The organism is Pseudomonas sp. S3(2024), assembly GCF_036861315.1.
Lineage (GTDB): Bacteria > Pseudomonadota > Gammaproteobacteria > Pseudomonadales > Pseudomonadaceae > Aquipseudomonas > Aquipseudomonas putida_A.
The window spans coordinates 475238-499438 of record NZ_JAZAQQ010000005.1; the positions used below are offsets into that span (position 1 = coordinate 475238).

Annotated in this window: 19 protein-coding genes; 5 read left to right on the plus strand and 14 right to left on the minus strand. The window is 59.7% G+C overall.

The features are described from left to right. Positions 1-27: 27 nt before the first annotated feature. The 4 genes from VLA07_RS16380 to VLA07_RS16395 all read right to left on the minus strand — a co-directional run bounded on the left by VLA07_RS16380 (position 28) and on the right by VLA07_RS16395 (position 5956). The gene (locus tag VLA07_RS16380) at positions 28-3321 is read right to left on the minus strand and encodes a DEAD/DEAH box helicase (RefSeq protein ID WP_333989687.1); all 3294 of its coding nucleotides are present in this window, start codon (positions 3319-3321) and stop codon (positions 28-30) included. 9 nt (positions 3322-3330) lie between these two features. Then, on the minus strand, positions 3331-4068 hold the full coding sequence (locus tag VLA07_RS16385) for an S-methyl-5'-thioinosine phosphorylase (protein WP_333989688.1): 738 nt from the start codon (positions 4066-4068) through the stop codon (positions 3331-3333). 11 nt (positions 4069-4079) lie between these two features. Then, on the minus strand, positions 4080-5090 hold the full coding sequence (gene nagZ, locus VLA07_RS16390) for a beta-N-acetylhexosaminidase (protein ID WP_333989689.1): 1011 nt from the start codon (positions 5088-5090) through the stop codon (positions 4080-4082). A gap of 158 nt (positions 5091-5248) precedes the next feature. Continuing rightward, the gene (locus VLA07_RS16395) at positions 5249-5956 is read right to left on the minus strand and encodes a TetR/AcrR family transcriptional regulator (protein ID WP_007961819.1); all 708 of its coding nucleotides are present in this window, start codon (positions 5954-5956) and stop codon (positions 5249-5251) included. Positions 5957-6185: 229 nt separating this feature from the next. On the opposite strand from VLA07_RS16395, the gene lexA reads away from it, so the two are divergent. Together lexA and sulA are read left to right on the plus strand one after the other, a co-directional pair. After that, entirely contained in the window at positions 6186-6794 is a 609-nt protein-coding gene (gene lexA, locus VLA07_RS16400; RefSeq protein ID WP_003226590.1) for a transcriptional repressor LexA, read from the plus strand. Between the two features lie 10 nt (positions 6795-6804). Then, positions 6805-7278 (plus strand): SOS-induced cell division inhibitor SulA, encoded by a 474-nt coding sequence (sulA, locus tag VLA07_RS16405; RefSeq protein ID WP_003226591.1) that lies wholly within the window; start codon positions 6805-6807, stop codon positions 7276-7278. A gap of 94 nt (positions 7279-7372) precedes the next feature. Here sulA and VLA07_RS16410 read toward each other — a convergent pair whose 3' ends face one another. The 7 genes from VLA07_RS16410 to VLA07_RS16440 all read right to left on the minus strand — a co-directional run bounded on the left by VLA07_RS16410 (position 7373) and on the right by VLA07_RS16440 (position 15780). Further along, on the minus strand, positions 7373-7606 hold the full coding sequence (locus VLA07_RS16410) for a hypothetical protein (protein WP_003226592.1): 234 nt from the start codon (positions 7604-7606) through the stop codon (positions 7373-7375). A 106-nt stretch (positions 7607-7712) separates the two neighbouring features. Beyond that, entirely contained in the window at positions 7713-8237 is a 525-nt protein-coding gene (locus VLA07_RS16415; protein WP_027611448.1) for a DUF6586 family protein, read from the minus strand. A 144-nt stretch (positions 8238-8381) separates the two neighbouring features. Further along, complete coding sequence (topA, locus tag VLA07_RS16420; protein WP_095140031.1) at positions 8382-11012, minus strand: type I DNA topoisomerase; 2631 nt, start codon at positions 11010-11012, stop codon at positions 8382-8384. A gap of 114 nt (positions 11013-11126) precedes the next feature. Then, on the minus strand, positions 11127-11363 hold the full coding sequence (locus VLA07_RS16425; protein ID WP_027611446.1) for a DUF1653 domain-containing protein: 237 nt from the start codon (positions 11361-11363) through the stop codon (positions 11127-11129). 99 nt (positions 11364-11462) lie between these two features. Next, complete coding sequence (gene fadA, locus VLA07_RS16430) at positions 11463-12638, minus strand: acetyl-CoA C-acyltransferase FadA (protein ID WP_096797176.1); 1176 nt, start codon at positions 12636-12638, stop codon at positions 11463-11465. Between the two features lie 29 nt (positions 12639-12667). Then, positions 12668-14815: a fatty acid oxidation complex subunit alpha FadB gene (gene fadB, locus VLA07_RS16435; RefSeq protein WP_024013640.1), complete on the minus strand. Its 2148-nt coding sequence runs from the start codon at positions 14813-14815 to the stop codon at positions 12668-12670. 527 nt (positions 14816-15342) lie between these two features. Then, positions 15343-15780 carry a hypothetical protein gene (locus tag VLA07_RS16440; protein WP_027611444.1) on the minus strand — a complete coding sequence of 146 codons (438 nt, stop codon included), beginning with the start codon at positions 15778-15780 and terminating at the stop codon, positions 15343-15345. Between the two features lie 103 nt (positions 15781-15883). Between VLA07_RS16440 and VLA07_RS16445 the strand changes: the two genes are divergently transcribed. Then, complete coding sequence (locus VLA07_RS16445) at positions 15884-16321, plus strand: universal stress protein (protein WP_096797178.1); 438 nt, start codon at positions 15884-15886, stop codon at positions 16319-16321. 180 nt (positions 16322-16501) lie between these two features. Here VLA07_RS16445 and VLA07_RS16450 read toward each other — a convergent pair whose 3' ends face one another. Then, positions 16502-18424 carry an ATP-binding cassette domain-containing protein gene (locus VLA07_RS16450; RefSeq protein ID WP_027611442.1) on the minus strand — a complete coding sequence of 641 codons (1923 nt, stop codon included), beginning with the start codon at positions 18422-18424 and terminating at the stop codon, positions 16502-16504. Between the two features lie 214 nt (positions 18425-18638). Here VLA07_RS16450 and VLA07_RS16455 point away from each other — a divergent pair, with 214 nt between their 5' ends. Continuing rightward, positions 18639-20567, plus strand: a complete 1929-nt coding sequence (locus VLA07_RS16455) for a transglycosylase SLT domain-containing protein (RefSeq protein ID WP_027611441.1) — start codon at positions 18639-18641, stop codon at positions 20565-20567. An 84-nt stretch (positions 20568-20651) separates the two neighbouring features. Here the strand turns inward: VLA07_RS16455 and VLA07_RS16460 are convergent, their stop codons facing one another. Next, positions 20652-22430 (minus strand): ABC transporter transmembrane domain-containing protein, encoded by a 1779-nt coding sequence (locus tag VLA07_RS16460; protein ID WP_333989690.1) that lies wholly within the window; start codon positions 22428-22430, stop codon positions 20652-20654. 256 nt (positions 22431-22686) lie between these two features. Here VLA07_RS16460 and VLA07_RS16465 point away from each other — a divergent pair, with 256 nt between their 5' ends. After that, the gene (locus VLA07_RS16465; protein WP_027611439.1) at positions 22687-22866 is read left to right on the plus strand and encodes a PA1571 family protein; all 180 of its coding nucleotides are present in this window, start codon (positions 22687-22689) and stop codon (positions 22864-22866) included. A gap of 163 nt (positions 22867-23029) precedes the next feature. Here the strand turns inward: VLA07_RS16465 and pdxB are convergent, their stop codons facing one another. Further along, positions 23030-24172 carry a 4-phosphoerythronate dehydrogenase PdxB gene (gene pdxB, locus VLA07_RS16470; RefSeq protein WP_333989691.1) on the minus strand — a complete coding sequence of 381 codons (1143 nt, stop codon included), beginning with the start codon at positions 24170-24172 and terminating at the stop codon, positions 23030-23032. Positions 24173-24201 lie beyond the last annotated feature (29 nt).

A 24201-nucleotide genomic window follows, 5' to 3' on the forward strand; every position in this document is an offset into this window, starting at 1 on the left:
ACCTCAGTTGAAGGTTCAAACTGAAGCTTACTGCCTGGAAGCGGGCAACGGCGCAAACAGCGCTTCGATATCACTCTGTTCCAGTTTGAATCCACCCGTCGTACCACCTTCAAGAACCGCCCCGGCCAGCGCTGCTTTCTCCTGCTGCAACGCTTGTATCTTTTCCTCTACCGTGCCGCGAGCGATCAGCTTGTAAACAAACACCGGATTGTTCTGCCCGATACGATAAGCGCGATCAGTTGCCTGATTCTCCACTGCCGGGTTCCACCACGGGTCGAAGTGGATCACCGTGTCCGCAGCCGTCAGGTTCAGACCAGTACCGCCAGCCTTGAGGCTGATGAGGAACAACGGCACCTTGCCGCCCTGGAAATTCTTGACTGGCGTGCGCCGGTCGGTGGTGTCGCCAGTCAGCAACGAATAACCGATAGCGCGCTGCTGCAACTCCTGCTCGATCAGCGCCAGCATCGAGGTGAACTGGGAGAACAGCAGGATGCGTCGACCTTCGCCGAGCAACTCTTCGAGCATCTCCATCAGGCTGATCAGCTTGCCGCTGCCCGAGCGCAATGCCTTCGCCGTGAGAGGCATGTTGATCAAGCGCAGATCGCAGCAGACCTGACGCAGCTTGAGCAAGGCATCAAGAATGATGATTTGACTGCGCGCCACACCACTGCGGGCAATTTCATCGCGCACTTTTTTGTCCATCGCCACGCGCACCGTTTCATAGACGTCGCGCTGGCCGTCGCTGAGTTCAACCCAATGGATGATTTCGGTTTTCGGCGGCAGCTCAGTGGCGACCTGATCTTTCTTGCGACGCAGCAAAAACGGCTTGATGCGCGCCGTCAGGTGCTGCATGCGCTGGACATTGCCATGTTTCTCGATCGGTGTGCGGTAATCGCGGTTGAAGGATTTGCTGTCGCCCAGCCAGCCAGGCATGAGGAAATGAAACTGCGACCACAGCTCGCCGAGATGGTTTTCCAGTGGAGTGCCGCTCAGACACAAGCGCTGACGGGCCTGCAAGTCACGTGCGGCCTGCGCCGCTTTGCTCAGCGGGTTCTTGATGTTCTGCGCTTCGTCGAGAATCAGCACGCTCCACGACTGCGGCCGCAACGTTTCAAGATCCCTGGGCAGCAAGGCGTAAGTGGTCAGCACCAAGTCGTATTCGGCGAGATTGGCGAAGTCTTTTTGCCGCCCGGCCCCATGCAGCGCCAGGACCTTCAACTGAGGCGTGAAGCGCTGGGCCTCGTCGAGCCAGTTGGGAATCAGGCTGGTCGGCATCACCGCCAGTGCCGGGCAATCGAGGCGACCGGCGTGCTTTTCCGTGAGCAGATGCGCCAGGGTCTGCAGGGTTTTGCCCAAGCCCATGTCATCGCCAAGAATGCCGCCGACCTCCAGCTCCCGCAGAGTCTGCATCCAGCCAAGGCCTTCGAGCTGATATGGGCGCAGTTGCGCATTAAGGCCGGCCGGCGCAGCAATATGGGTGTGTCTGGAATTGTGCAGCCGCTTGGCAAAAGTGCGCAGGCGTTCGCCGCCCTGCCATTCCAGTGGCATGCCATCGAGCATACTCAGGCGCGCGGCGTCTGGAGCAGTCAAGCGCAGCGCATCGCCCTGATGTCCGCCCAGGTACAGCTCGCCCAGCGTCGCCATCAGCGGTTTGACCCGACTCAGCGGCAACGCCACCTTGGCGCCTACCGGGTCGCCAAAACCGCTGGGCTTGAGTTCGATCAGGAGTTTTTCGTCGTCGCTGCGTTGCGCCAGATTCACCGGGTCGAGCAAACGTGGCTGGGTGCGCAACAGATGCAGAAGGATCGGCAACAAGCTGTAGCGCTTGCCATTGACGACGATGCCCAGTTGCAGATCAAACCATTGATGCCCGGCCTCTTCTTCGACCTCCGCGTACCAGTGTTCAACCGGCTGCACATCGAAATGGAAGCCGGGACTGATTTCGATTTCCCAGTCCGCGGCGCGCAGTGTGGCAAGCCCTTCATGCATGAATCCGAGCCAGGCGGAATCATCCGGCAAGGTGAACATCTCGCCGAGACGATCCATAGCGCTCTTGCGCGTGGCTTTTTTGAAGCCGTGCTTTTGCAGGCTCTGGCGCAGCTTCTTTTCCATCGCAGGCTGGCGTCGAATGCGCTGGGTTTCAGTGCCATTGAGGATCATCACTTCCGGATGACGATCCACCGCCGGATGACCGTTGTAGGTAAACACCAGAGCGGCGCGGTGCTCCAGAACGTATTCCCAGCGCGAACGCTCCCGGCCGCTGACCAAGGTCAGTTGCGGCTGCGGAAGCACGTCATCGATGATTCGTTCGGTGAGCTTGTGCGGCGGCGGGATTTTGGTCATCGCGCTCATGCGATGGCTGAACTGCATCGCCTGACGCGCCGGGATGTCTGGGGCGAGGGTCAAATGGCAGGCCAGTTTTTCTTCCAACTCACTGAACAGAGGGCCAACCTGTCGCTGCTCACGATCGATGTAATAAAGCGGCTCCAGCGCCAGCACGGTTTCCTGCGCAGCCTCGGCACTGCTCCACTGGGCGCGGAACCCACCGTCGGCCTGCTCGGCCCAAGAGAACAGACCCATGCGTTTCGCGCCCGGCGTCAGTGGCTGCAAGTTTTCGAAGTCGAGGAACAGGCGGGAGGTGCGCAGGAGCATTTCCAGCAGTTCCGCGCCACTGCTGCCTTCCAGCGGATAGCCGCTGTAATAGGCGTGATGGGAATGCATGGCGACCAACAGCCTGGCAACGCGCAGATCCAGGTCGGACAGATAACCGGGCTGACGCATGAGCATGTCCGACAGCGAATACATCGGTTTTACTTCGCGTAACTCGCCGCTCTTGAGCTGATAGACCTTGAAAATATCCAGCAGCCACTTGCCGTTCGCAGACGTGGGTTTGAGTTTGTAAAACAGGCGCGTGCCCGCGGTTTGCGCCCCTTCGTCAACGGGCCTGGCCGGGACGGGGACTGTCGAAAGCCAATGCTCCAGCGCCCGACCCAAGGGGATCTGTGCGTCACTTTCGGACGTATCGTCGTCAATGCCCTGCAGGTGATAGAGCACCGCCGCGCAGTGCTTGCAATCAATCGCGACGGGGCAGGTGCATAAGCAACGCAAATTAACCGATCCCAGGCGATCATCGGACAGGTAGATGCTTTGTTCATACGCCTGTGTTTCCGAACCGACGCAGAACGCCTCGATTTTCCTGTCATCGATCTCGATGATCTCTACCCGATCATCGGCAGCATAAGCGCGGGCCTTGGCCAACGCCTTGCTACTGAATGCGTGAGTCCATGCCAGCCCTTTAAGCCGCTCGATGAAACTGCTCATGGACAGTCCTTAGCTGGCCAACACCCGCGCCAACGTCGATTTCACCTTGCCCATCCCGTCATGCAGCGCCTGCTCGATCTCGGCCATGGTGATCACCGCCGTGGTCTTGCCCGCCGCCGGATTCACCACCAGCGACAGGCAGGCGTAATCCAGATCCAGCTCACGGGCCAGTGCCGCTTCCGGCATGCCGGTCATGCCGACGATGTCGCAGCCATCGCGCTCCAGACGCACGATCTCGGCCACGGTTTCCAGACGCGGGCCCTGGGTGCAGGCATACACGCCCTGATCGCTGTATTCGCAACCTTCGGCAGCCAGCGCGGCGATCAGTTGCTGACGCAGCGGCTCACTGTAAGGGAAGCTGAAATCGATGTGGGTGACGTGCTCCAGATCATCGGCGAAAAACGTGTGTTCGCGACCGCTGGTGTAATCGACGATCTGGTGTGGCACACAGAAATGCCCGGTACCCATGGCCGGATGGATCCCGCCCACCGCGTTGACCGCGATGATCGCCTCGGCGCCGGCCTGCTTCAGCGCCCACAGGTTGGCGCGGTAGTTGACCTTGTGCGGCGGGAAACGATGGGGATGGCCGTGGCGGGCGAGGAACAAAACTTCCTTGCCGGCATATTCGCCGATCTGCACTTCAGCCGACGGCGAACCGTAAGGCGTATCCACCGCCAACGACTGACGAATGCTCAGGCCTTCGAGCTGGGTCAGGCCGGTGCCACCGATGATTGCGTAAACCGTCATAGCAAAAATCCTTAATCGATCAGTTGAGCGTCTTTGAGCGCGCCGATGGCGGTGAGCCAGCGCGGATCCTGACGGTAGTCGGTGCTGGCGAACGCCTGCCCGCGCATCCGCGCAATGCGTGCGGACGGCTTGACCCTCATCCGTTGCGCAGCACTCAGGGCCAGTTCGGCCGCAGCGCGGTCATTGCACACCAGGCCCATGTCGCAACCGGCAGTCAACGCGGCTTCGATCCGGCTGGCAGCGTCGCCGACCACGTGGGCGCCGGCCATCGAAAGGTCGTCGCTGAAGATTACACCGTCGAACTGCAACTCGCCGCGCAGGATGTCCTGCAACCAGCGACGGGAGAACCCGGCCGGCTGCGAATCGACTTGCGGATAGATGACGTGCGCCGGCATGACCGCAGCGAGTTGCTTGCTGAGTCTGGCGAACGGTACGAGGTCGTTGGCGCGGATCTCGTCGAGACTGCGCTCGTCATTCGGGATCGCGACGTGGGAGTCGGCTTCGGCCCAACCATGACCGGGGAAATGCTTGCCGGTAGCGGCCATGCCCGCGCTGTTCATGCCGCGGATGAAGGCGCCGGCGAGCAACGCTGCGCGCTCGGGATCCCCTTCGAACGAACGAGTGCCGACCACGGCGCTGCGCTGGTAATCCAGATCCAGCACCGGGGCGAAACTCAGGTCGAGGCCGACCGCCAACACTTCGGTGGCCATGACCCAGCCGCATTGTTCGGCGAGGTATTCGGCGTTCGGCTTGTCGGCGATGGCACGCATCGCGGGCAGGCGCACGAAGCCCTGACGCAGACGCTGCACCCGGCCGCCCTCCTGGTCGACCGCCAGCAGCAGATCCGGGCGAATGGCGCGGATCGCAGCACTCAGCTCGCGCACTTGGCGCGGGTGCTCGATGTTGCGCGCGAAAATGATCAGGCCGCCCACTTCGGGCTGGCGCAACAATTGGCGATCTTCAGCCGTCAGCCAGGTACCGGCGACGTCCACCATCAACGAGCCTTGCAGGCCAGCAGTCATAGAGATTCCTTGAAAACGAAAAACCCGAGCCGCCAGAAATCTCTACCGTGAGCAGTGCTCGGCAGGCCAATAATTTCTATGGAGATCGGGTTCAGAACGAAAGTCGGCATGGGCGGCTAGCTTAGCGGATACAAGCAGCCGCGCCCACCCGTGTGCGGTTAAACCTTGGCGGCCACCGGAGTCGATTTGCTGCGCGGGCGAAGCTGCGCAGTCGCCATCGCCGGGTCGGTGACACCGGTTTCGGCACGCATGCCGGCGGCAAGGAACGGCACCATCAGACGCATCACCTGTTCGATCGAGGTGTTGACGCCGAAATCGGTCTCGGCAATCGCGCGCAAGGCCTTGATCCCGGACATGCTGAACGCCGCAGCGCCGAGCATGAAGTGCACGCGCCAGAACAGCTCGATTGGCGGGATGCGCGGAGCCGCTTCGTTGACCAACAGCATGTAGCGGCGGAACACCTTACCGTACATGTCTTCCAGATAACGACGCAGGTGACCCTGGCTCTGGCTGAACGCCAAACCGAGCAAACGCATGAAGATCGACAGGTCGTTACCGCTGCGTGGCTGCACCACGAGCGCTTGCTCGACGAGGATTTCCAGCAACTCTTCAAGGGTCGGCTTGTTTTCAGGCTTGGCCTGGCGACGCTCCAGCTCTTTATCGAGGCTGATGCAGAACGGCCCGAGGAAGCGCGAGAAAACCGCCTGGATCAGCGCTTTCTTGGAGCCGAAATGATAATTCACCGCCGCCAGGTTTACCCCGGCCTTGCTGGTGATCAAACGCAATGAGGTTTCAGCGAAACCTTTCTCCGCGAACAACTGCTCGGCAGCATCAAGAATGCGTTCAACGGTTTCCGACTGGGCCATGGCTACTCCGCCTGACAAACACTTGTTTGAAACATACGTTTCAGCCCAAGCCTTGTCAAGCCTGCCAGTTCGTTTTGGGAATGGTCGGTCAGCTATTTAACCACACTCGACCGGCGCATTAATAAGCACGGCAACCGACCGTCCGGCGGGCTGCAAAAAAACGGGCATTGCCAAGACCGCTTCACTGTATATAATCCCAGTCACTGTATAAAAAGACAGAGCGATCAATATGCTAAAGCTGACGCCACGCCAAGCCGAGATTCTGGCCTTTATCAAACGCTGCCTCGAAGACAACGGCTACCCGCCAACCCGCGCGGAAATCGCTCAGGAACTGGGTTTCAAGTCGCCCAATGCGGCGGAAGAACACCTCAAGGCCCTGGCCCGCAAAGGCGCTATCGAGATGACCCCGGGCGCCTCCCGCGGCATTCGCATCCCCGGTTTCGAAGCCAAGGCTGACGACTCTACCCTGCCGATCATTGGCCGGGTCGCTGCCGGCGCACCGATCCTCGCCCAGCAGCACATCGAAGAGTCCTGCAACATCAATCCTGCGTTCTTTCACCCACGGGCCGATTACCTGTTGCGCGTACACGGCATGAGCATGAAGGACATCGGCATTTTCGACGGTGACCTGCTGGCGGTTCACACCACCCGCGAAGCACGCAATGGCCAGGTGGTGGTTGCACGGATCGGCGATGAAGTGACGGTCAAGCGCTTCAAGCGCGAAGGCAGCAAAGTCTGGCTTATTGCCGAAAACCCTGAGTTCGCCCCCATCGAAGTCGACCTGAAAGATCAGGAACTGGTGATCGAAGGCTTGAGTGTCGGCGTAATCCGCCGCTAAAGGAGGCTTTATGCAGTTCCCACACACACCCCAGCAAACACAACTGCCTCTATTCGAAGCGTTTCTGGCACAACCGATGGCACCGATCCTGAAAGATGTGGTCGAGCGCCCATGGATTGCCGAACCGGAAGTATTCAGTGAGCTGTCACTGCGCGGTGCGGCCGGGAACTGCCTGAACCTGCTGGCCCCGATCCTTCGCGAACTGAGCGAGGATCAGGATGCTCGCTGGCTGACGCTGATCGCCCCTCCAGCCAGCCTGACCCAGATCTGGCTGCGAGAGGCCGGCCTGAACCGTGAACGCATTCTGCTACTGCAACCTCGTGGTGCGCAAAGCGCTCAGCAACTGGCCTGCGAAGCACTGCGCCTGGGTCGTAGCCATACGGTGGTAACCTGGCTCAATCCGCTGAACACAAGTTCACGGCAACAACTGATCAGCGCAGCCCGCACGGGCGACGCTCAGAGCCTGAACATTCGATTGGGTTGACTCACTTGTAACGCGCGCTGTGTGAAGCGCAGGGCTTCTCCAGGGACAGAGAAGCCGATCTGATGTTGCAGCGGCAAGCGCCGACAGGCGGATCTCAGTGAAGAACCCGCGGCCCTTCTTCCTTATCAAATTCGCCTTCGACCATACGGCCGGCCATCTGTACGCCAACGCTCAACATCGCTTTCGCGATTTCCACATGCTGGCCTTGCAGGAATGCTTTAGCATCCTCGGAGAAATCCAGCGTCACCAGAGAACCCTCGTCCTCAGCCCTGCGCAGTTCGATTCGGCCGTCTGGTAACTCGACAATTTCTAGAAAGGACGTTGGCATATAGGTCTGTTCTCCACGAAAGGCAGGGATTATATAGACATCATTCGGGCTTCGCTCGGGATCTTGACCAGCAGCATGTTTCAGATTGCCACCGTGTCAATTGTCCTCAGCATTCGTTCAAGCCTTCGCGAAAGCGGATTGCCAAGCCCTTGAGATTCTGCCGCCAGCTCTCCAGCTCTTCCCGACTCAACTCCTGCGGCGCCTCTTCTTCATCGAGATTGATGGCCTGAATCAATGGCTGTGTCACATCGCCCTTGGGCTTGTGTGGCACCCGTGGCGGCTGGAACAACGCTGAGTGCGCCGCCAGCAATTTCGCCAGCCAGGTTTCAGGGTTACCAGCCAGCTCAACCATCTCGGCCAGTTCCGGGATCGCAATCGATTCCAGGACTTCGCGAGTCAGCAACGCTTCTGCTCGCGATGCATTGGCCTGAGGCAGACGATAAAAACCGGCGATCTCGTGACACAGGCCCAGAAGCGCGCCATAGAGGTGAAACAATGCTGATTCGCGGCCAGCCTGAATCAGCGCCAACGCATTCATCGCCCGCCCCTCTTCGGCGCGAGCCAGAGCCTCCAGCGACAGGCCGGCGAAATAGATCTTCTGATTGGTGCGGGTATAGAGTTCGTGCGCCATGCCGGCAGTCTCCACAGCGAAATAATTGCGTCACACAGACCCGACAGTGTCGTGGATCAGCCGATCCCACCGCAAGCACAAAACAAAAAGGCCGCATGAAAACCCGAGAGTCATCATGCGGCCTTTTGTGGATCAGGCTAACGCTTACTCAGCCTTGGCTTTCGTGCGCTTGTCTTCAACAGTCCACTTGCCACCGTCGTAGAACGCTTTCCAGCCGGTAGGCTTGCCGTCGACCTCGGTCTGCACATATTGCTCCTTGGTCTTGCGGCTGTAACGGATTACTGCCGGCAGACCATCAGGATCCTTCTGCGGTGCTTCGCAGAGGAAGTGGTACTTCGGATCGATCTCATCCTTGTGCGGCAGAATCTCGATCACCAGCGGAGCACGGGTCTCGCGGTTTTTCGGGAACTGGCTGGCCGCCAGGAACAGACCGGAAGCACCGTCGCGCAGAATGTAGGTGTCGTTGACCTTCTCGCATTTCAGCTCAGGCATCTTCACCGGATCCATCTTCGGCGGCGCCGCGTCACCGCTCTTGAGCAGTTTGCGGGTGTTCTTGCAGGTCGGGTTGGTGCAACCGAAGAACTTGCCGAAACGGCCAGTCTTGAGCTGCATCTCGCTGCCGCACTTGTCGCATTCCAGGCTCGGACCTTCGTAGCCCTTGATGCGGTAGTTGCCCTCTTCGATTTCATAGCCGGCACAATCCGGGTTGTTACCGCAGATGTGCAGTTTGCGCTTCTCGTCGAGCAGGTAGGCATCCATCGCGGTGCTGCAGATCGGGCAGCGATGCTTGCCGCGCAGCACCAGCGACTCCGACTCGCCCTCGTCGTCCGCAGCGATCTCGTCGCCCGGCACCAGGTTGACGGTGGCCTTGCAGCGCTCTTTTGGTGGCAGGCTGTAACCCGAGCAACCGAGGAACACGCCGGTCGATGCCGTACGGATCTGCATCGGACGACCGCACGTGGTGCACGGAATGTCAGTCATGACCGGCTGGTTGGCACGCATGCCGCTTTCCGGGTTCTCGGCCACTTCGAGCTTCTTCTTGAAGTCGCCGTAGAACTCGTCCAGCACGTTTTTCCAGTCGCGCTCGCCCTGAGCCACATCATCGAGGTTCTCTTCCATGCCGGCGGTGAAGCCGTAGTCCATGAGGTTCGAGAAGCTCTCCGACAGACGCTCGGTGACGATATCGCCCATCTTTTCCGAGTAGAAACGACGGTTGTGCAGGGTCACGTAGCCGCGATCCTGAATGGTCGAAATGATCGCTGCATAGGTCGAAGGACGACCGATGCCGCGTTTTTCCATTTCTTTCACCAGGCTGGCTTCCGAGTAACGGGCCGGCGGTTTGGTGAAGTGCTGCGACGGATCGAGCTTGATCAGCTTCATCGCATCGCCCTGCGCCATGTCCGGCAGAACATCGTCATCGCCAGGCTTGGTGATTTGCGGCAGAACGCGGGTGTAACCGTCGAACTTGAGGATGCGGCCTTTGGCACGCAGCTCGAAGTCGCCAGCGGCAACGCTGACGGTGGTCGACAGATATTGCGCCGGCAGCATCTGGCAAGCGAGGAACTGGCGCCAGATCAACTCGTAGAGGCGCTCAGCATCACGCTCCATGCCCGCAAGCTTGCTTGGCGTGGTGTTGGCATCGGAAGGACGAATCGCTTCGTGAGCCTCTTGTGCGCCTTCCTTGCTGCTGTAGACGTTCGGCGTTTCCGGCAGGTACTTCTTGCCGAACTCGTCCTCGATATAGGTACGCGCCATCGCCACGGCATCAGCCGAGAGGTTGGTCGAGTCGGTACGCATATAAGTGATGTAGCCGGCTTCGTACAGACGCTGGGCCATCATCATGGTTTTCTTCACACCGAAGCCCAGGCGGTTGCTCGCGGCCTGCTGCAGGGTGGAGGTGATGAACGGCGCCGACGGCTTGCTGCTGGTCGGCTTGTCTTCGCGCTTGACGATGCTGTAGCTGGAGGACTTGAGTTTCTCCAGCGCGGCTGTGGCCTGAGCTTCGTTCAGCGGCTTGAAGGCTTCACCCTTCTCGCGCGCCACTTCGAAACGTACGGTCGAACCCTTGGCGGTGCCAAGATCAGCGTGCACTTCCCAGTACTCTTCCGGGTTGAATGCACGGATCTCGCGCTCACGCTCCACCACCAGTTTCACGGCAACCGATTGCACGCGACCGGCTGACAGGCCACGGGCGATTTTGGCCCACAGCAGCGGCGAGACCATGTAACCCACAACGCGGTCGAGGAAACGACGCGCCTGTTGGGCATTTACACGATCGATGTCCAGCTCGCCCGGCTCGGAGAAGGCTTCCTGAATCGCCTTCTTGGTGATTTCGTTGAACACCACGCGCTTGTAGCGGCTGTCGTCACCACCGATGGCTTCGCGCAGGTGCCAGGCAATGGCTTCCCCCTCGCGATCCAAGTCGGTTGCGAGATAGATGGTGTCAGCATCCTTGGCGAGCCGGCGCAGCTCTTCGATGACCTTCTCTTTGCCCGGGAGGATCTCGTACTGGGCTTTCCAGCCATGCTCGGGATCGACCCCCATGCGCGAGACCAGCTGCTTGCGCGCTTTCTCTTTCGGCGTGAGCACCGGCCCTTCGCCCGCGGCAGCCTTGCCGCGCTTGGCGGCTGGCTCTTTGCTGGCGCTAGCCGAACCGCTGGTGGGCAGGTCTCGGATATGGCCGATACTCGACTTCACCACGTATTGGTTGCCCAGATACTTGTTGATGGTCTTGGCCTTAGCCGGGGATTCCACAATGACCAGCGATTTGCCCATGGATCAGAAAATTCCTGAATTCTAGAAGTGAAAGGCGGTTGGCGCCTGACGCGGCACCGCTATATATAGTGGCTACAAGGTGAGGTCAAGCACAGGGTTCTGTGCGCACTCGCCTTATGCCTTGGAAAAAAGGCTCGGTTCGGCGTGCACCAAAGCAAAGCGTGGCACCTGCTCGCCGTCAACCTCGACCGACTCGACGAACATGCTCAAAGGGCGCACCCAAAAGCCGTAATCGCCATACAGGGCTTGGTAAAACACCACTTCCTCTTCGGTCTCGGAATGCCGCGCAACACTGAATACGCGGTACTGCGGACCTTTGTAATGTTGGTAGAGCCCAGGTTGTATCGGCATGCTTCGGCCCTCACTCAAATTTTTTCAAAATAAATACAAAAATAAATCCGCAAAAACAAAAACCGGGGCACTGGGCCCCGGCTTCCATCGACGAGACGCTTAAACGCGTTCGAAGACGGTGGAGATGCCTTGGCCGAGACCAATGCACATGGTGGCCACCCCGAAGGTGCCGCCATTCTGCTTCATCACGTTCAGCAAGGTGCCGGAAATACGGGCACCGGAGCAACCGAACGGGTGACCCAGGGCGATCGCGCCGCCGTGCAGGTTAACCTTCTCGTTCATCTTGTCGAGCACTTTCAGATCTTTCAGCACTGGCAGGGCCTGTGCAGCGAAAGCTTCGTTGAGCTCGAAGAAGTCGATATCGTTGATGCCAAGGCCCGCACGCTTCAGGGCTTTTTGTGTCGCCGGCACTGGACCATAGCCCATGATCGCCGGATCCACACCCGCCACTGCCATCGAACGGATCACCGCCATCGGCTGGATCCCCAGATCCTGTGCACGCTGCGCCGACATCACGATCATGCACGAAGCACCATCGGTGATCTGCGACGAAGTACCGGCTGTCACGGTGCCGCCTTTTGGATTGAAGGCAGGTTTGAGGGCCGCCAGACTTTCCAGGGTGGTTTCCGGACGAATGGTTTCGTCGTAGTCGAACAGCTTCAGGAAGCCGTTTTCGTCGTAGCCCTGCATCGGGATGATTTCGTCTTTGAACTTGCCCTCCACCGTTGCTTTATGGGCGAGCTGGTGGGAGCGCACGCCAAAGGCATCCTGCTGCTCACGAGTGATGCCGTGCATCTTGCCGAGCATTTCAGCGGTGAGGCCCATCATGCCCGAGGCTTTCGCCGCGTACAGCGACATGTGCGGGTTCGGATCGACACCGTGCATCATGCTCACGTGGCCCATATGCTCGACGCCGCCAACCACGAATACGTCACCGTTGCCGGTCATGATCGCTTGCGCTGCAGTGTGCAGGGCGCTCATCGACGAGCCGCACAGACGGCTGACGGTCTGGCCGGCCGAGGTGTGCGGAATCTGGGTCATCAGCGACGCCATGCGCGCGATGTTCCAGCCCTGCTCCAGGGTCTGGTTCACACAGCCCCAGATCACGTCCTCGACTTCAGCAGGATCAACCTTGCTGTTGCGTTCCAGCAGTTTGCTGATCAGGTGCGCCGACATGTCTTCGGCGCGGGTGTTGCGGTGCATGCCGCCCTTGGAGCGGCCCATCGGAGTACGACCGAAGTCGACAATCACGACGTCTCTAGGATTCAAGCTCATAAGTTCACTCTCACTCTAGTTGGGGGCGCTTAACCGAAGAAGCTCTGGCCGTTTTTGGCCATTTCGCGCAGCTTCGCGGTCGGGTGGTACAGCGCGCCCAAATCAGCGTACTGGTCAGCCAGGGCAACGAACTCGGCCACACCGATCGAATCGATGTAGCGCAGCGCACCGCCACGGAATGGAGGGAAGCCGATACCGTAGACCAGACCCATGTCGGCTTCGGCGGCGGTTTCAACGATGCCGTCTTCCAGGCAGCGCACGGTTTCCAGGCACAGCGGGATCATCATCCAATTGATGATGTCTTCGTCAGTGACTTCGCGCTGCTCGTAAACGATCGGCTTGAGCACTTCCAGCACCGACGGATCGGCAACCTTCTTCTGCTTGCCTTTCTTGTCGGCTTCGTAAGCGTAGAAGCCCTTGCCGTTCTTCTGACCCAGACGCTTGGCTTCGTAAAGCACGTCGATGGCCGAACGACGGTCATCCTTCATGCGATCCGGGAAGCCTTCAGCCATCACGTCACGACCGTGGTGACCGGTGTCGATGCCGACCACGTCCATCAGGTACGCCGGGCCCATCGGCCAGCCGAATTTTTCCATGACCTTGTCGATGCGGACGAAGTCCACACCAGCGCTGACCAGCTTGGCGAAACCGCCGAAATACGGGAACAGAACGCGGTTGACCAGGAAGCCCGGGCAGTCGTTGACGACGATCGGGTTCTTGCCCATTTTCTTGGCGTAGGCAACGGTTGTGGCAATCGCCAGCTCGCTGGACTTCTCGCCACGGATCACTTCCACCAGCGGCATCATGTGCACCGGGTTGAAGAAGTGCATGCCGACGAAGTTTTCCGGGCGCTTGAGGGCCTTGGCCAGCAAGCTGATGGAAATCGTCGAGGTGTTGGACGCGAGGATGGTGTCCTCTTTGACCTTGTCTTCGACTTCAGCCAGCACCGCTTGCTTGACCTTCGGGTTCTCGACCACGGCTTCAACAACCAGATCGACGTGACCGAAGTCACCGTAGGACAGGGTCGGACGAATGCCGTTGAGCACTTCAGCCATTTTCGCGGCGGTCATGCGGCCTTTGTCAACGCGACCAACCAGCAGTTTGGCGGCTTCGGCCAGCCCCTGCTCGATACCGTGCTCGTTGATGTCCTTCATCAGAATCGGCGTGCCTTTGGAGGCCGACTGATAGGCGATGCCGCCACCCATGATGCCGGCGCCCAGTACGGCAGCCTGCTTCACGTCCTTGGCGATTTCGTCGTAGGCCTTGGCCTTTTTCTTCAGCTCCTGATCGTTCAGGAACAGACCGATCAAGCTCTGCGCGGCAGAGGTCTTGGCCAGTTTGACGAAACCGGCGGCTTCGACTTCCAGCGCCTTGTCACGACCGAAGTTCGCGGCTTTCTGGATGGTCTTGATGGCTTCGACCGGCGCCGGGTAATTCGGACCAGCCTGCCCTGCCACGAAACCTTTGGCGGTTTCGAAAGCCATCATCTGTTCAATGGCGTTCAACTTGAGTTTTTCAAGTTTTGGCTGACGCTTGGCCTTGTAATCGAACTCGCCGGAGATGGCGCGTTTGATCAGTTCAAGGGCAGCTTCCTGCAGCTTCTCCGGCGCAACCACGGCGTCGACGGCGCTGACTTTCAGCGCGTCTTCAGGACGGTTTTCCTTACCGGCGGCAATCCACTCGATGGCGTTATCGACGCCGATCAGGCGTGGCAGACGCACGGTGCCGCCGAAGCCTGGGTAGATGCCCAGTTTGACTTCCGGCAGACCGATCTTGGCCTTGGTCGACATGACGCGGTAGTCCGCCGCCAGGCACATTTCCAGACCGCCACCCAGGGCGATGCCGTTGATCGCGGCCACGGTCGGAACGTTGAGGTCTTCGAAATCGCTGAAGATCTTGTTGGCTTCGAGATTGCCAGCAACCAGCTCGGCATCCGGCAGCTTGAAGTTGTCGACAAATTCGGTGATGTCGGCGCCGACGATGAACACGTCCTTGCCACTGCTGACGATCACGCCCTTGATCGAAGCATCTGCCTTGATGGTGTCCACGGCCTGACGCAGTTCGTTCAGGGTAAGACGGTTGAACTTGTTGACGGACTCACCCTTGAGGTCGAATTTCAATTCGACGATGCCACTTTCAAGAGCTTTAACCGTGATGGCTTTACCTTCGTAAATCATCAACTGATCTCCACGATATGGAAGCTGAACAGTACACGTCGGACGCAGGTAAATGGCTCGGCAGGACGCTTTTTCGTCGATGCTGACGCCAATCCACCCGGCACACCCGCCAACGCGATAGTCGGGATTCTGTAGGAGCAGTCTGTAAGACAAACGCTCAATTCATACGCCCGTTTGATTTGGGTACGTCACCTTCACGGAATTTCCAACAATTGTCAATCGCCCAAAATACGGGTTGAAATGCGACTTTGTGGTCATTTCCGTTGCACACAGATCCGCAACACGCAGCTGCATGCAAAGCCATTCATAGAATCAATAGTTAGAAAAGTCGCCCTAATTCCCGGCGAGCCTTGTTTAACAGGCTACGCTGGCTGGACTACAGGGAGAATCGCTGACCGCGAAAAGCCAAGTCAGCGATAAAAACAGTTACCGGCCTGCCTGGCCACCCCGCCCGATGAATCATGTCGGGCTTTTTATTGCTCGTCTGCCGGACGCTCCCCACCCTTGCAGTGGGAAAAGTCCGCGAGTCAGGCCAGCGCTTTCAGAGTCGCGTCAATATCCTGCAAAACCGTGGCTTCGCCCTTCTCGCCCCAGTACAGCGCGATCATCTGCTTGTCGGCCTCGACCTTGAACACGTTGCCCGGCAACTTTTCGAAATGATCGAGCAGCAACCGGTCCTCGCAGACTTCCTGCCACTGATTGACCCATACCCCCGGCGATTTCTGCCAGTAGGTCCAGCACGCCGGCTGAGTGCCACGCCGTGGCCGATGATATTGCGCGCACGGGCTGGGCGGCTCCTGAGACAGCCAGTGCGGCCACTCCTGAGGCGCCAGCTGCATGGCCAGCCCGATGCGTCGCGCCTCCATGCGCAGGGCCATCCGGCCGCTCTGCACGCGCGACGGGCGCAACCACGCCAGTGGACTCAAAACCACCAGCAGGATTGACACCACCAACCAGACCGTCATATCTCTACTCCCGACTTAAGGTGAGCGCATTGTGTCACTTTGGAACCAATGCGCTTGAAACCAGCCATACTTAACAATATTGAACCGTCACGAGGAGCACCTCATGCCCTACAACCATATCCTGGTCGCCGTAGACCTGACCGAAGAGTGCGACCCTGTGATTCACCGCGCCCGAGAGCTGTCGGCGAGCAATGGCGCCAAGCTGTCGCTGGTGCATATCGTCGAACCGATGGCCATGGCGTTCGGCGGCGATGTGCCGATGGATCTGTCACAACTGCAACAGCAGCAGTTCGATCAGGCCAAGGAGCGTCTTGAGCGCCTGAAAGCCAAATATGCCGAGCTCGAAGGCGCCAATTGCCACCTGACCTATGGCCAGCCACGTCAGGAGATCCATCATTTCGCCAAGGAAAACTCGTGCGATCTTATCGTGGTCGGCAGCCATGGCCGTCACGGTCTGGCACTGTTGCTGGGCTCCACGGCCAACGACGTGCTGCACGGCGCGCCTTGCGATGTGCTCGCGGTGCACCTGATCAAACGCTGAAACACAAAGACCTGTGGGAGCGGGCTTGCTCGCGAAGGCGTCGGCACATTCAACATTGACGCTACATGACATACCGCTTTCGCGAGCAAGCCCGCTCCCACATTGAATCTTCACCGATACCCGTATATGAAAAGCCCGGCGCTCATCACTGAACGCCGGGCTTTTTCATGACCGGATCAATCAGGCATCCAGCTCGGCCCAACGCTCCACCAGTGCATCCAGCTCAGCCTGCAACTGCTCCAGCGAAGCAATCACCTTGGCCGTTTCTGCTGGCGGACGCTGATAGAAGCCGGCTTCAGCCATTTCGGCTTCGACGGCCGCGATCTGCTGCTCCTTGGCATCGATGTCGCCCGGCAATGCTTCCAGCTCGCGCTGCAGCTTGTAGCTCAGCTTCTTCTTGGCTGCCGGCGCGGCAGCGGCAGGTGCGGCAACCACGGCTGGCTCAGCGGTGACCACCGCCGAATTCAGATCAGCTTTGCCCGACTTGCTCTCGGTCACGCCCAACAGGCGCGGCGAACCGCCCTGACGGATCCAGTCCTGATAGCCGCCGACGTATTCACGCACCTTGCCTTCACCTTCGAAGACCAGGGTGCTGGTGACCACGTTGTCGAGGAACGCCCGGTCGTGACTGACCATCAGCACAGTGCCGTTGAAGGTCAGCAGCACTTCTTCGAGCAGCTCGAGGGTTTCCACGTCGAGGTCGTTGGTCGGTTCGTCGAGGACCAGCAGGTTCGCCGGTTTGCTGAACAGTTTGGCCAGCAGCAAACGCGCACGCTCGCCACCGGACAGCGCCTTGACCGGCGTGCGCGCACGCTGCGGGCTGAACAGGAAGTCACCGAGGTAGCTCAGAACGTGGCGGCTCTGGCCGTCGATATCGATGAAGTCGCGACCTTCGGCGACGTTGTCGATCACGGTCTTTTCCAGATCCAGCTGATGGCGCAACTGGTCGAAGTAGGCCACATCGATGCGCGTGCCCTCTTCCACCTTGCCACTGGTCGGTTGCAGACCGTTGAGCATCAGCTTCAGCAGGGTGGTCTTGCCGGTACCGTTGGCGCCGAGCAGACCGATACGGTCGCCGCGCTGCAGGACCATCGAGAAGTCCTTGATCAGGTACGGGCCGTCCGGGTGATGGAAGCTGACATTTTCCAGCACCATCACTTGCTTGCCGGACTTGTCGGCAGTTTCCAGCTGGATATTCGCCTTGCCGGTACGCTCGCGACGCTCGCTGCGCTCGACTCGCAGGGCTTTAAGGGCACGCACACGGCCTTCGTTACGGGTACGACGGGCCTTGATGCCCTGACGGATCCACACTTCTTCCTGAGCCAGACGCTTGTCGAACAGCGCGTTGGCGGTTTCTTCAGCGGCCAGCGCGGCTTCTTTGTGCACCAGGAAGCTGGCGTAGTCGCCGTTCCAGTCGATCAGGCCGCCGCGATCCAGTTCGAGGATGCGCGTGGCAAGGTTCTGCAGGAAAGAACGGTCGTGCGTGATGAACAGCACGGCGCCCTGGAAATCCTTCAGGGCTTCTTCAAGCCAGGCAATCGCACCGATGTCCAGGTGGTTGGTCGGTTCGTCGAGCAGCAGCAGATCCGGTTCCGAGACCAGCGCCTGCGCCAGCAGCACGCGACGGCGCCAGCCGCCGGACAACTCGGCGAGGGTCTTGTCGGCCGGCAGTTGCAGGCGGCTCAGAGTGCTGTCGACCAGGGTCTGCAAGCGCCAGCCGTCACGGGCTTCGAGGTCATGCTGAACGTGCATCAGCTTGTCCAGATCGGCGTCGGTAACGATGTTCTGGCTCAGGTGATGATATTCGGCGAGCAAGGCGCCAACGCCGTCGAGGCCTTCGGCAACCACGTCGAATACGGTCCGCCCGTCGGCCACCGGCAATTCTTGCGGCAATTCACCGATTTTCAGACCGGGGGCACGCCACACCGAGCCGTCATCGGGCTTCTGGTCGCCCTTGACCAGTTTCATCATGCTGGATTTGCCAGTGCCGTTGCGGCCGATGATGCACACCCGCTCACCACGGGCGATCTGCCAGGACACCTTGTCCAACAACGGCATCGCGCCGAATGCAAGGGACACATCGCTGAATTTGAGCAGGGTCATGAGCTTCTCCAAAAACCGGGCGCGCATTCTACCTGAGTTAGGCTCTCAGCAGGCCGGCAATTTGTCTGCCGAAGCACTCTGCACAACATTTGTTGCGAACTTGTGCTGCAAGACCGGCAAAGCTTTCGCCCGTTGCTGGCAAAAGGCTAAGCTACAGACAATTCAGTGCTGGCCGCGGCCGGTGCTTGTCATGATTTCTCTGCCCGGATGTCTCATGCGCAGTCGCCTTTTCAGTGTCTTGTCCTGTTTGCTACTTACCGCCGCTGCCGCTCAATCCGCCCAGGCGGTGGACCTGTCCACCCAACGCCAATATTACGATGAAGCCAAACGCGCCTTGGCCAAGGGAGATACCGGCCCGTACTTCCGTTATAGCCAGGCCCTCGCCGATTACCCGCTGGAACCGTACCTGGCCTACGACGAACTGACCGCGCGTCTGAAAACCGCGAGCAACGCCGAAATCGAGAAGTTCCTCGCCGAGCACGGCGACCTGCCCCAGGCCAACTGGATGAAGCTGCGCTGGTTGCGCTGGCTCGCCGACCGTGGCGATTGGGCGACCTTCACCAAGTATTACGATCCGAAACTCAACTTCACCGAACTGGACTGCCTCAATGCGCAGTTCCAGATCAGCAGCGGCCACAAGGCCGAGGGCTATGCCAACGCCGACAAACTGTGGCTGACCGGTAAATCGCAACCGGCTGCCTGTGACGGGCTGTTCGGGATCTGGGCCGCCGACGGTCAGTTGACCGAACAGAAACGCTGGGAACGCACCAAACTCGCCGCCCAGGCACGCAACTATCCATTGGCCAACAGTCTGGTCAACGGCCTGACCACCCTCGCCCCGCGCGGTCGGCTGCTGGTAGATGTGGCGCAGAAACCCGAGCTGCTCAATCAGCCGTCGCGCTTCACCCCGGCCGACGAGCCGATGTCCGACGTGGTCAGCCTCGGCCTGCGCCGCCTCGCCCGTCAGGATCCGGACAAGGCCATGGCCCTGCTCGACGGATACGCCAGCAGCATGCATTTCTCCCGTGACGAGAAAGTCGCGATTGCCCGGGAAATCGGCCTGACCCTGGCCCGGCGTTTCGACAGCCGCGCGCTGGACGTGATGACCAAATACGATCCGGAACTGCGTGACAACACCGTGTCCGAATGGCGCCTGCGTTTGCTGCTGCGCCTGGCACGCTGGGACGATGCGTATCAGTTGACTCGTCGTCTGCCACAGGATCTGGCGACCACCAACCGCTGGCGTTACTGGCAGGCCCGCAGCCTGGAACTGGCGCAACCGCAGAACCCGGAAGCGCAGACCCTGTACAAGAATCTGGCGAAGGAACGCGACTTCTACGGTTTCCTCGCTGCCGACCGCTCGCAACTGCCTTACTCGCTGATGAACAAGCCGCTAGTACTCAGTCAGGCGACCATCAACAAGGTGCGTAACACTCCCGGCGTGCGGCGCGCTCTGGAATTCCATGCGCGCGGGCAGATCGTTGACGGTCGCCGCGAGTGGTATCACGTCAGTCGCCATTTCAATCGTGACGAAATGGTCGCTCAGGCCAAACTGGCCTACGACCTGAAATGGTATTTCCCGGCCATCCGCACCATCAGTCAGGCGCAATACTGGGACGACCTGGATATCCGCTTCCCGATGGCCCACCGCGACACTCTGGTGCGTGAAGCCAAGACGCGCGGCCTGCATTCGAGCTGGGTGTTCGCCATCACCCGCCAGGAAAGTGCCTTCATGGACGACGCCCGCTCCGGCGTTGGTGCCAGCGGTCTGATGCAGTTGATGCCCGGCACTGCCAAGGAAACCGCACGCAAGTTCAGCATCCCGCTGGCCTCGCCGCAGCAAGTGCTCGATCCGGACAAGAACATCCAGCTCGGCGCCGCTTACCTGAGCCAGGTGCACAGCCAGTTCAACGGCAACCGCGTGCTCGCCTCCGCCGCCTACAACGCCGGCCCCGGCCGCGTGCGCCAGTGGCTGCGCGGTGCCGATCACCTGAGCTTCGACGTGTGGGTGGAAAGCATCCCGTTCGACGAAACCCGCCAGTACGTGCAAAACGTGCTGTCATACTCGGTGATCTACGGGCAGAAGCTCAATTCGCCGCAGCCGCTGGTGGACTGGCATGAGCGGTATTTCGACGATCAATGACAGGTACTGAATACCTGAAATGAAAAATGCCCGCATCAATCGATGCGGGCATTTTTTTATCTTCAGCAAACGCCTGCGGCAGTTCTACACCGCGATCGCGTGACCGTCGTTGAACTGCAGCGCCGCCAGCCGTGCATACAACGGATTGCTTACGATCAACTCCTGATGCGTACCGATCGCCACCAGGCTGCCCTGATCCATCACCGCGATCCGGTCGGCGTTCTTGACCGTGGCCAAGCGATGCGCGATCACCAGTGTGGTGCGGTTCTGCATCAGGCTGGGCAAGGCTTCCTGGATCAGGTGCTCGCTCTGCGCATCGAGGGCGCTGGTGGCTTCGTCCAGCAGCAGAATCGGCGCATCCACCAGCAACGCGCGGGCGATCGCCAGGCGTTGACGCTGGCCGCCGGAAAGTCCGAGGCCGGCGTCCCCCAAGTGGGTCTGATAGCCATTGGGCATCTTCTCGATGAAGTCATGGGCGTGGGCAATTCTTGCCGCTTCCTTGACCTGCTCCAGTGTCGCGCCCGCATTGCCGTAACGAATATTCTCTTCGACGCTGCCGAAAAACAGCGCAGGCGATTGCGAGACCAGGGCGAAATTGCGCCGCAGATCCAGCGGGTCGAGGCTGGTCAGCGGCACACCATCTATCAGGATCCGGCCTTCAAGCGGGTCGTAGAAGCGCAACAGCAAGTCATACACCGTGGACTTGCCGGCCCCGGATGGCCCGACAAGGGCCAGGGTCTCACCGGCCCTGATGGTCAGGCTCAAGCCGTTGATGGCGTAGCTGTCCGGACGTGACGGGTAGGAGAAACGCACATTCTGCAATTGCAGCTCGCCCTTGATCCGTTCTGGCAATGTCACCAGTCCGATGCTCGGTGGCTGGATGATGTTCTGCGAACTGAGCAGTTCCGCAATGCGCTCAGCGGCACCCGCCGCACGCTGCAACTCGCCGATGACTTCACTCAACGTGCCGATCGCACTGCCGACGATCAGGCTGTAGAAAACGAATGCTGCCAGCTCACCACCGGTAATGCGCCCGGCAATCACGTCCATGCCGCCGACCCACAACATCACCGCTACCGCGCCGAGCACCAGCACGATCACCACGGTGATCATCCAGGAGCGCTGAAAGATGCGCTTGCGCGCGGTATCGAACGCGTCCTCGACGGTCGTGGCGAAACGCCGCTCGTCCTGCACCTGATGGTTGTAGGCTTGCACGGTCTTGATCTGGCCCAGGGTTTCGGAGACATAGCTGCCAATGTCGGCGACCCGGTCCTGACTCAGCCGCGACAGATTACGCACGCGCCGACCGAAAATCAGAATCGGCGCGACCACGAACGGCAAGGCAATCACTACGATGCTGGTAAGTTTCGGGTTGGTGATAAACAGCAGGACCACCCCGCCGATCACCATCAACAGGTTGCGCAAAAACATCGACAGTGACGAGCCGATCACCGATTGCAGCAACGTGGTGTCGGCAGTCAGCCGGGACTGAATCTCCGAACTGCGGTTGTTTTCGTAAAACCCGGGATGCAGGTACACCAGATGGTTGAACACCTCGCGCCGGATGTCCGCCACACAGCGCTCACCGATCCACGATACCCAGTAAAACCGTGCAAACGTGCCGACCGCCAGGCCCAGTACCATCAGCATGAAGATGCCGATGCTCTGGTTCAGTTGATGCGGCGACTGCGTCATGAAGCCCCGATCGACCAGCAATTTGATCCCCTGCCCCATCGACAAAGTGACCGCCGCGGTGACGATCAGCGCCAGCAGTGCAGCGCCGACTTGCCAACGATAAGGCGCCAGAAACCGGCTGGTCAGACTCAGCGCTCGACGGTGCCGGGAAGAAAGCTTCGAGATCATTCAGGTACACATCCGTGTTGGTGAAAGGGCTAGCCTAAACCTTCTATGGGGCGGAACTCTGTAAATCACAATGAGTCAGGTTAAATATGCCCCCAAAGACTAGGCCATAGTTGCTATTGGTCTAATGTCCCGGTTGAGACGAGCGGTCATTTCTGTTGGACTGGAGGTGCCGCTTTTGACAGACCCAAGGGTGTTGTCACAGCCTGGTCACGTGGCGGTTTTAATCTACGTGCACAACCTGATGAGGAGACAGGCCATGTCCTTGCAACACAGCAGCGATGACAAGATTCAAGTGATCCGCACCAAGCCCGGCCAACCTCTGGGTTGCTCGATTATCGACAAGGATGGGCGTGAAGTACCGATCACTGAAGACATGATCCAGGACGCGTGCCGCGAACTGGAGAAGCGATTGGTCAAGCCTGCCGAACAAAAGTGATATAGCCACCGTCTTCCTGACCCGGCCCCTGGTTGGCCGGGTTTTTTCTGCCTGCCGTTCTCTTCTGTTCTGTGTAGGAGCTGCCGAAGGCTGCGATCTTTTGACTTTGTTTTTCAAAGGCAAGATCAAAAAATCGCAGCCTCCGGCAGCTCCTACAGGATTTTCAGACAGCCACCGCCCCCAGCGCCGCCACAATCTGTTGCAACTGCGGCGAATCACCGTCGATCCGCACCTTCAGCCCCTCGATCTCGCGCCGCACCGGATACTGCTTGCGCAACACATCGAAGGCAGCACGCTGTTCACCGAAATTGCCTACAAGACTCCGGCGAAAATCCGCGTCATCGCGGCGCGGGTCGTACACCCCGCGGCACAACATCGCCAGCGCCCAGGCCGGATCGCTGTCGGCGTGCAGGGTCACTTCTGACAGCCAGGGTGCCGGCAGCAGGTCACTGAGCTGGATGCTCGGCGGCTGACCGATAAATTCGCAATAAGCCTGATAGATCTGCGCCGTACCGCGCTGTTTGCCATCGAGGCTGTAACCGGCAATGTGCGGCGTGGCGAGCACGCAGAGTTCGGCGAGGGCGACATCGACTTCAGGCTCGGCTTCCCAGACGTCGAGCACCGCTTGCAGGTCTTCGCGCTCCAGCAGCACGTTGCGCAATGCGGCGTTATCCACCACTGGCCCACGCGCGGCGTTGATCAGCCAGGTGCCGGGTTGGAGCTGTTGCAAACGCTGTTCGTCAAACAGATGCCAGGTCGCGCCCTCGCCGGTGCGCGTCAGCGGCGTGTGCAGGCTGATCACGTCGCACTGCTCGATGATCTGCTCGAGGCTGACGTAATCGCCGCCCTCGGCTGCCTGACGCGGCGGATCGCAAACTTTGACATTCCAGCCCAGGCCCTTGAGGACCTTGATCAACCGGCCGCCGACTTCACCGGCACCGATGACGCCGTAAGTACGTTGTGGCAGATCTACGCCTTCAATTTCCGCCAAAGTCATCAGGCTGCCCAGCACGTAATCGACCACGCCCCGCGCATTGCAACCAGGCGCGCTGGACCAGCTGATACCGGCCTCGTTGAAATAATCGAGATCCAGATGATCGGTACCAATGGTGCAGGTGCCGACGAAACGCACTTTGCTGCCTTCGAGCAACGCGCGGTTGACGTTGGTCACCGAGCGCACCAGCAACACATCGGCCTGCTCGACCGTTGCACGATCGATGGAACGGCCCGGCACCCGGCGGATCTCGCCGAAACCGGCAAAAAAGGCATCGAGCAGCGGAATATTTTCGTCGGCAACAATCAGCATGGCGGGCTCCTTGAGGGGATCGGCAGTTT

Coding starts and splice junctions, on each gene's coding strand:
- nagZ (WP_333989689.1), bottom strand. CDS start 5,090: ATGACTGCTGGCCTGCAAGGCTCGTTGATGGTGGACGTCGCCGGTACC.
- VLA07_RS16450 (WP_027611442.1), bottom strand. CDS start 18,424: ATGACCCTGCTCAAATTCAGCGATGTGTCCCTTGCATTCGGCGCGATG.
- VLA07_RS16445 (WP_096797178.1), top strand. CDS start 15,884: ATGCCCTACAACCATATCCTGGTCGCCGTAGACCTGACCGAAGAGTGC.
- sulA (WP_003226591.1), top strand. CDS start 6,805: ATGCAGTTCCCACACACACCCCAGCAAACACAACTGCCTCTATTCGAA.
- VLA07_RS16455 (WP_027611441.1), top strand. CDS start 18,639: ATGCGCAGTCGCCTTTTCAGTGTCTTGTCCTGTTTGCTACTTACCGCC.
- VLA07_RS16465 (WP_027611439.1), top strand. CDS start 22,687: ATGTCCTTGCAACACAGCAGCGATGACAAGATTCAAGTGATCCGCACC.
- VLA07_RS16415 (WP_027611448.1), bottom strand. CDS start 8,237: ATGGCGCACGAACTCTATACCCGCACCAATCAGAAGATCTATTTCGCC.
- VLA07_RS16385 (WP_333989688.1), bottom strand. CDS start 4,068: ATGACGGTTTACGCAATCATCGGTGGCACCGGCCTGACCCAGCTCGAA.
- lexA (WP_003226590.1), top strand. CDS start 6,186: ATGCTAAAGCTGACGCCACGCCAAGCCGAGATTCTGGCCTTTATCAAA.
- topA (WP_095140031.1), bottom strand. CDS start 11,012: ATGGGCAAATCGCTGGTCATTGTGGAATCCCCGGCTAAGGCCAAGACC.
- VLA07_RS16425 (WP_027611446.1), bottom strand. CDS start 11,363: ATGCCGATACAACCTGGGCTCTACCAACATTACAAAGGTCCGCAGTAC.
- fadB (WP_024013640.1), bottom strand. CDS start 14,815: ATGATTTACGAAGGTAAAGCCATCACGGTTAAAGCTCTTGAAAGTGGC.
- VLA07_RS16380 (WP_333989687.1), bottom strand. CDS start 3,321: ATGAGCAGTTTCATCGAGCGGCTTAAAGGGCTGGCATGGACTCACGCA.
- VLA07_RS16460 (WP_333989690.1), bottom strand. CDS start 22,430: ATGATCTCGAAGCTTTCTTCCCGGCACCGTCGAGCGCTGAGTCTGACC.
- VLA07_RS16440 (WP_027611444.1), bottom strand. CDS start 15,780: ATGACGGTCTGGTTGGTGGTGTCAATCCTGCTGGTGGTTTTGAGTCCA.
- VLA07_RS16410 (WP_003226592.1), bottom strand. CDS start 7,606: ATGCCAACGTCCTTTCTAGAAATTGTCGAGTTACCAGACGGCCGAATC.
- pdxB (WP_333989691.1), bottom strand. CDS start 24,172: ATGCTGATTGTTGCCGACGAAAATATTCCGCTGCTCGATGCCTTTTTT.
- VLA07_RS16395 (WP_007961819.1), bottom strand. CDS start 5,956: ATGGCCCAGTCGGAAACCGTTGAACGCATTCTTGATGCTGCCGAGCAG.
- fadA (WP_096797176.1), bottom strand. CDS start 12,638: ATGAGCTTGAATCCTAGAGACGTCGTGATTGTCGACTTCGGTCGTACT.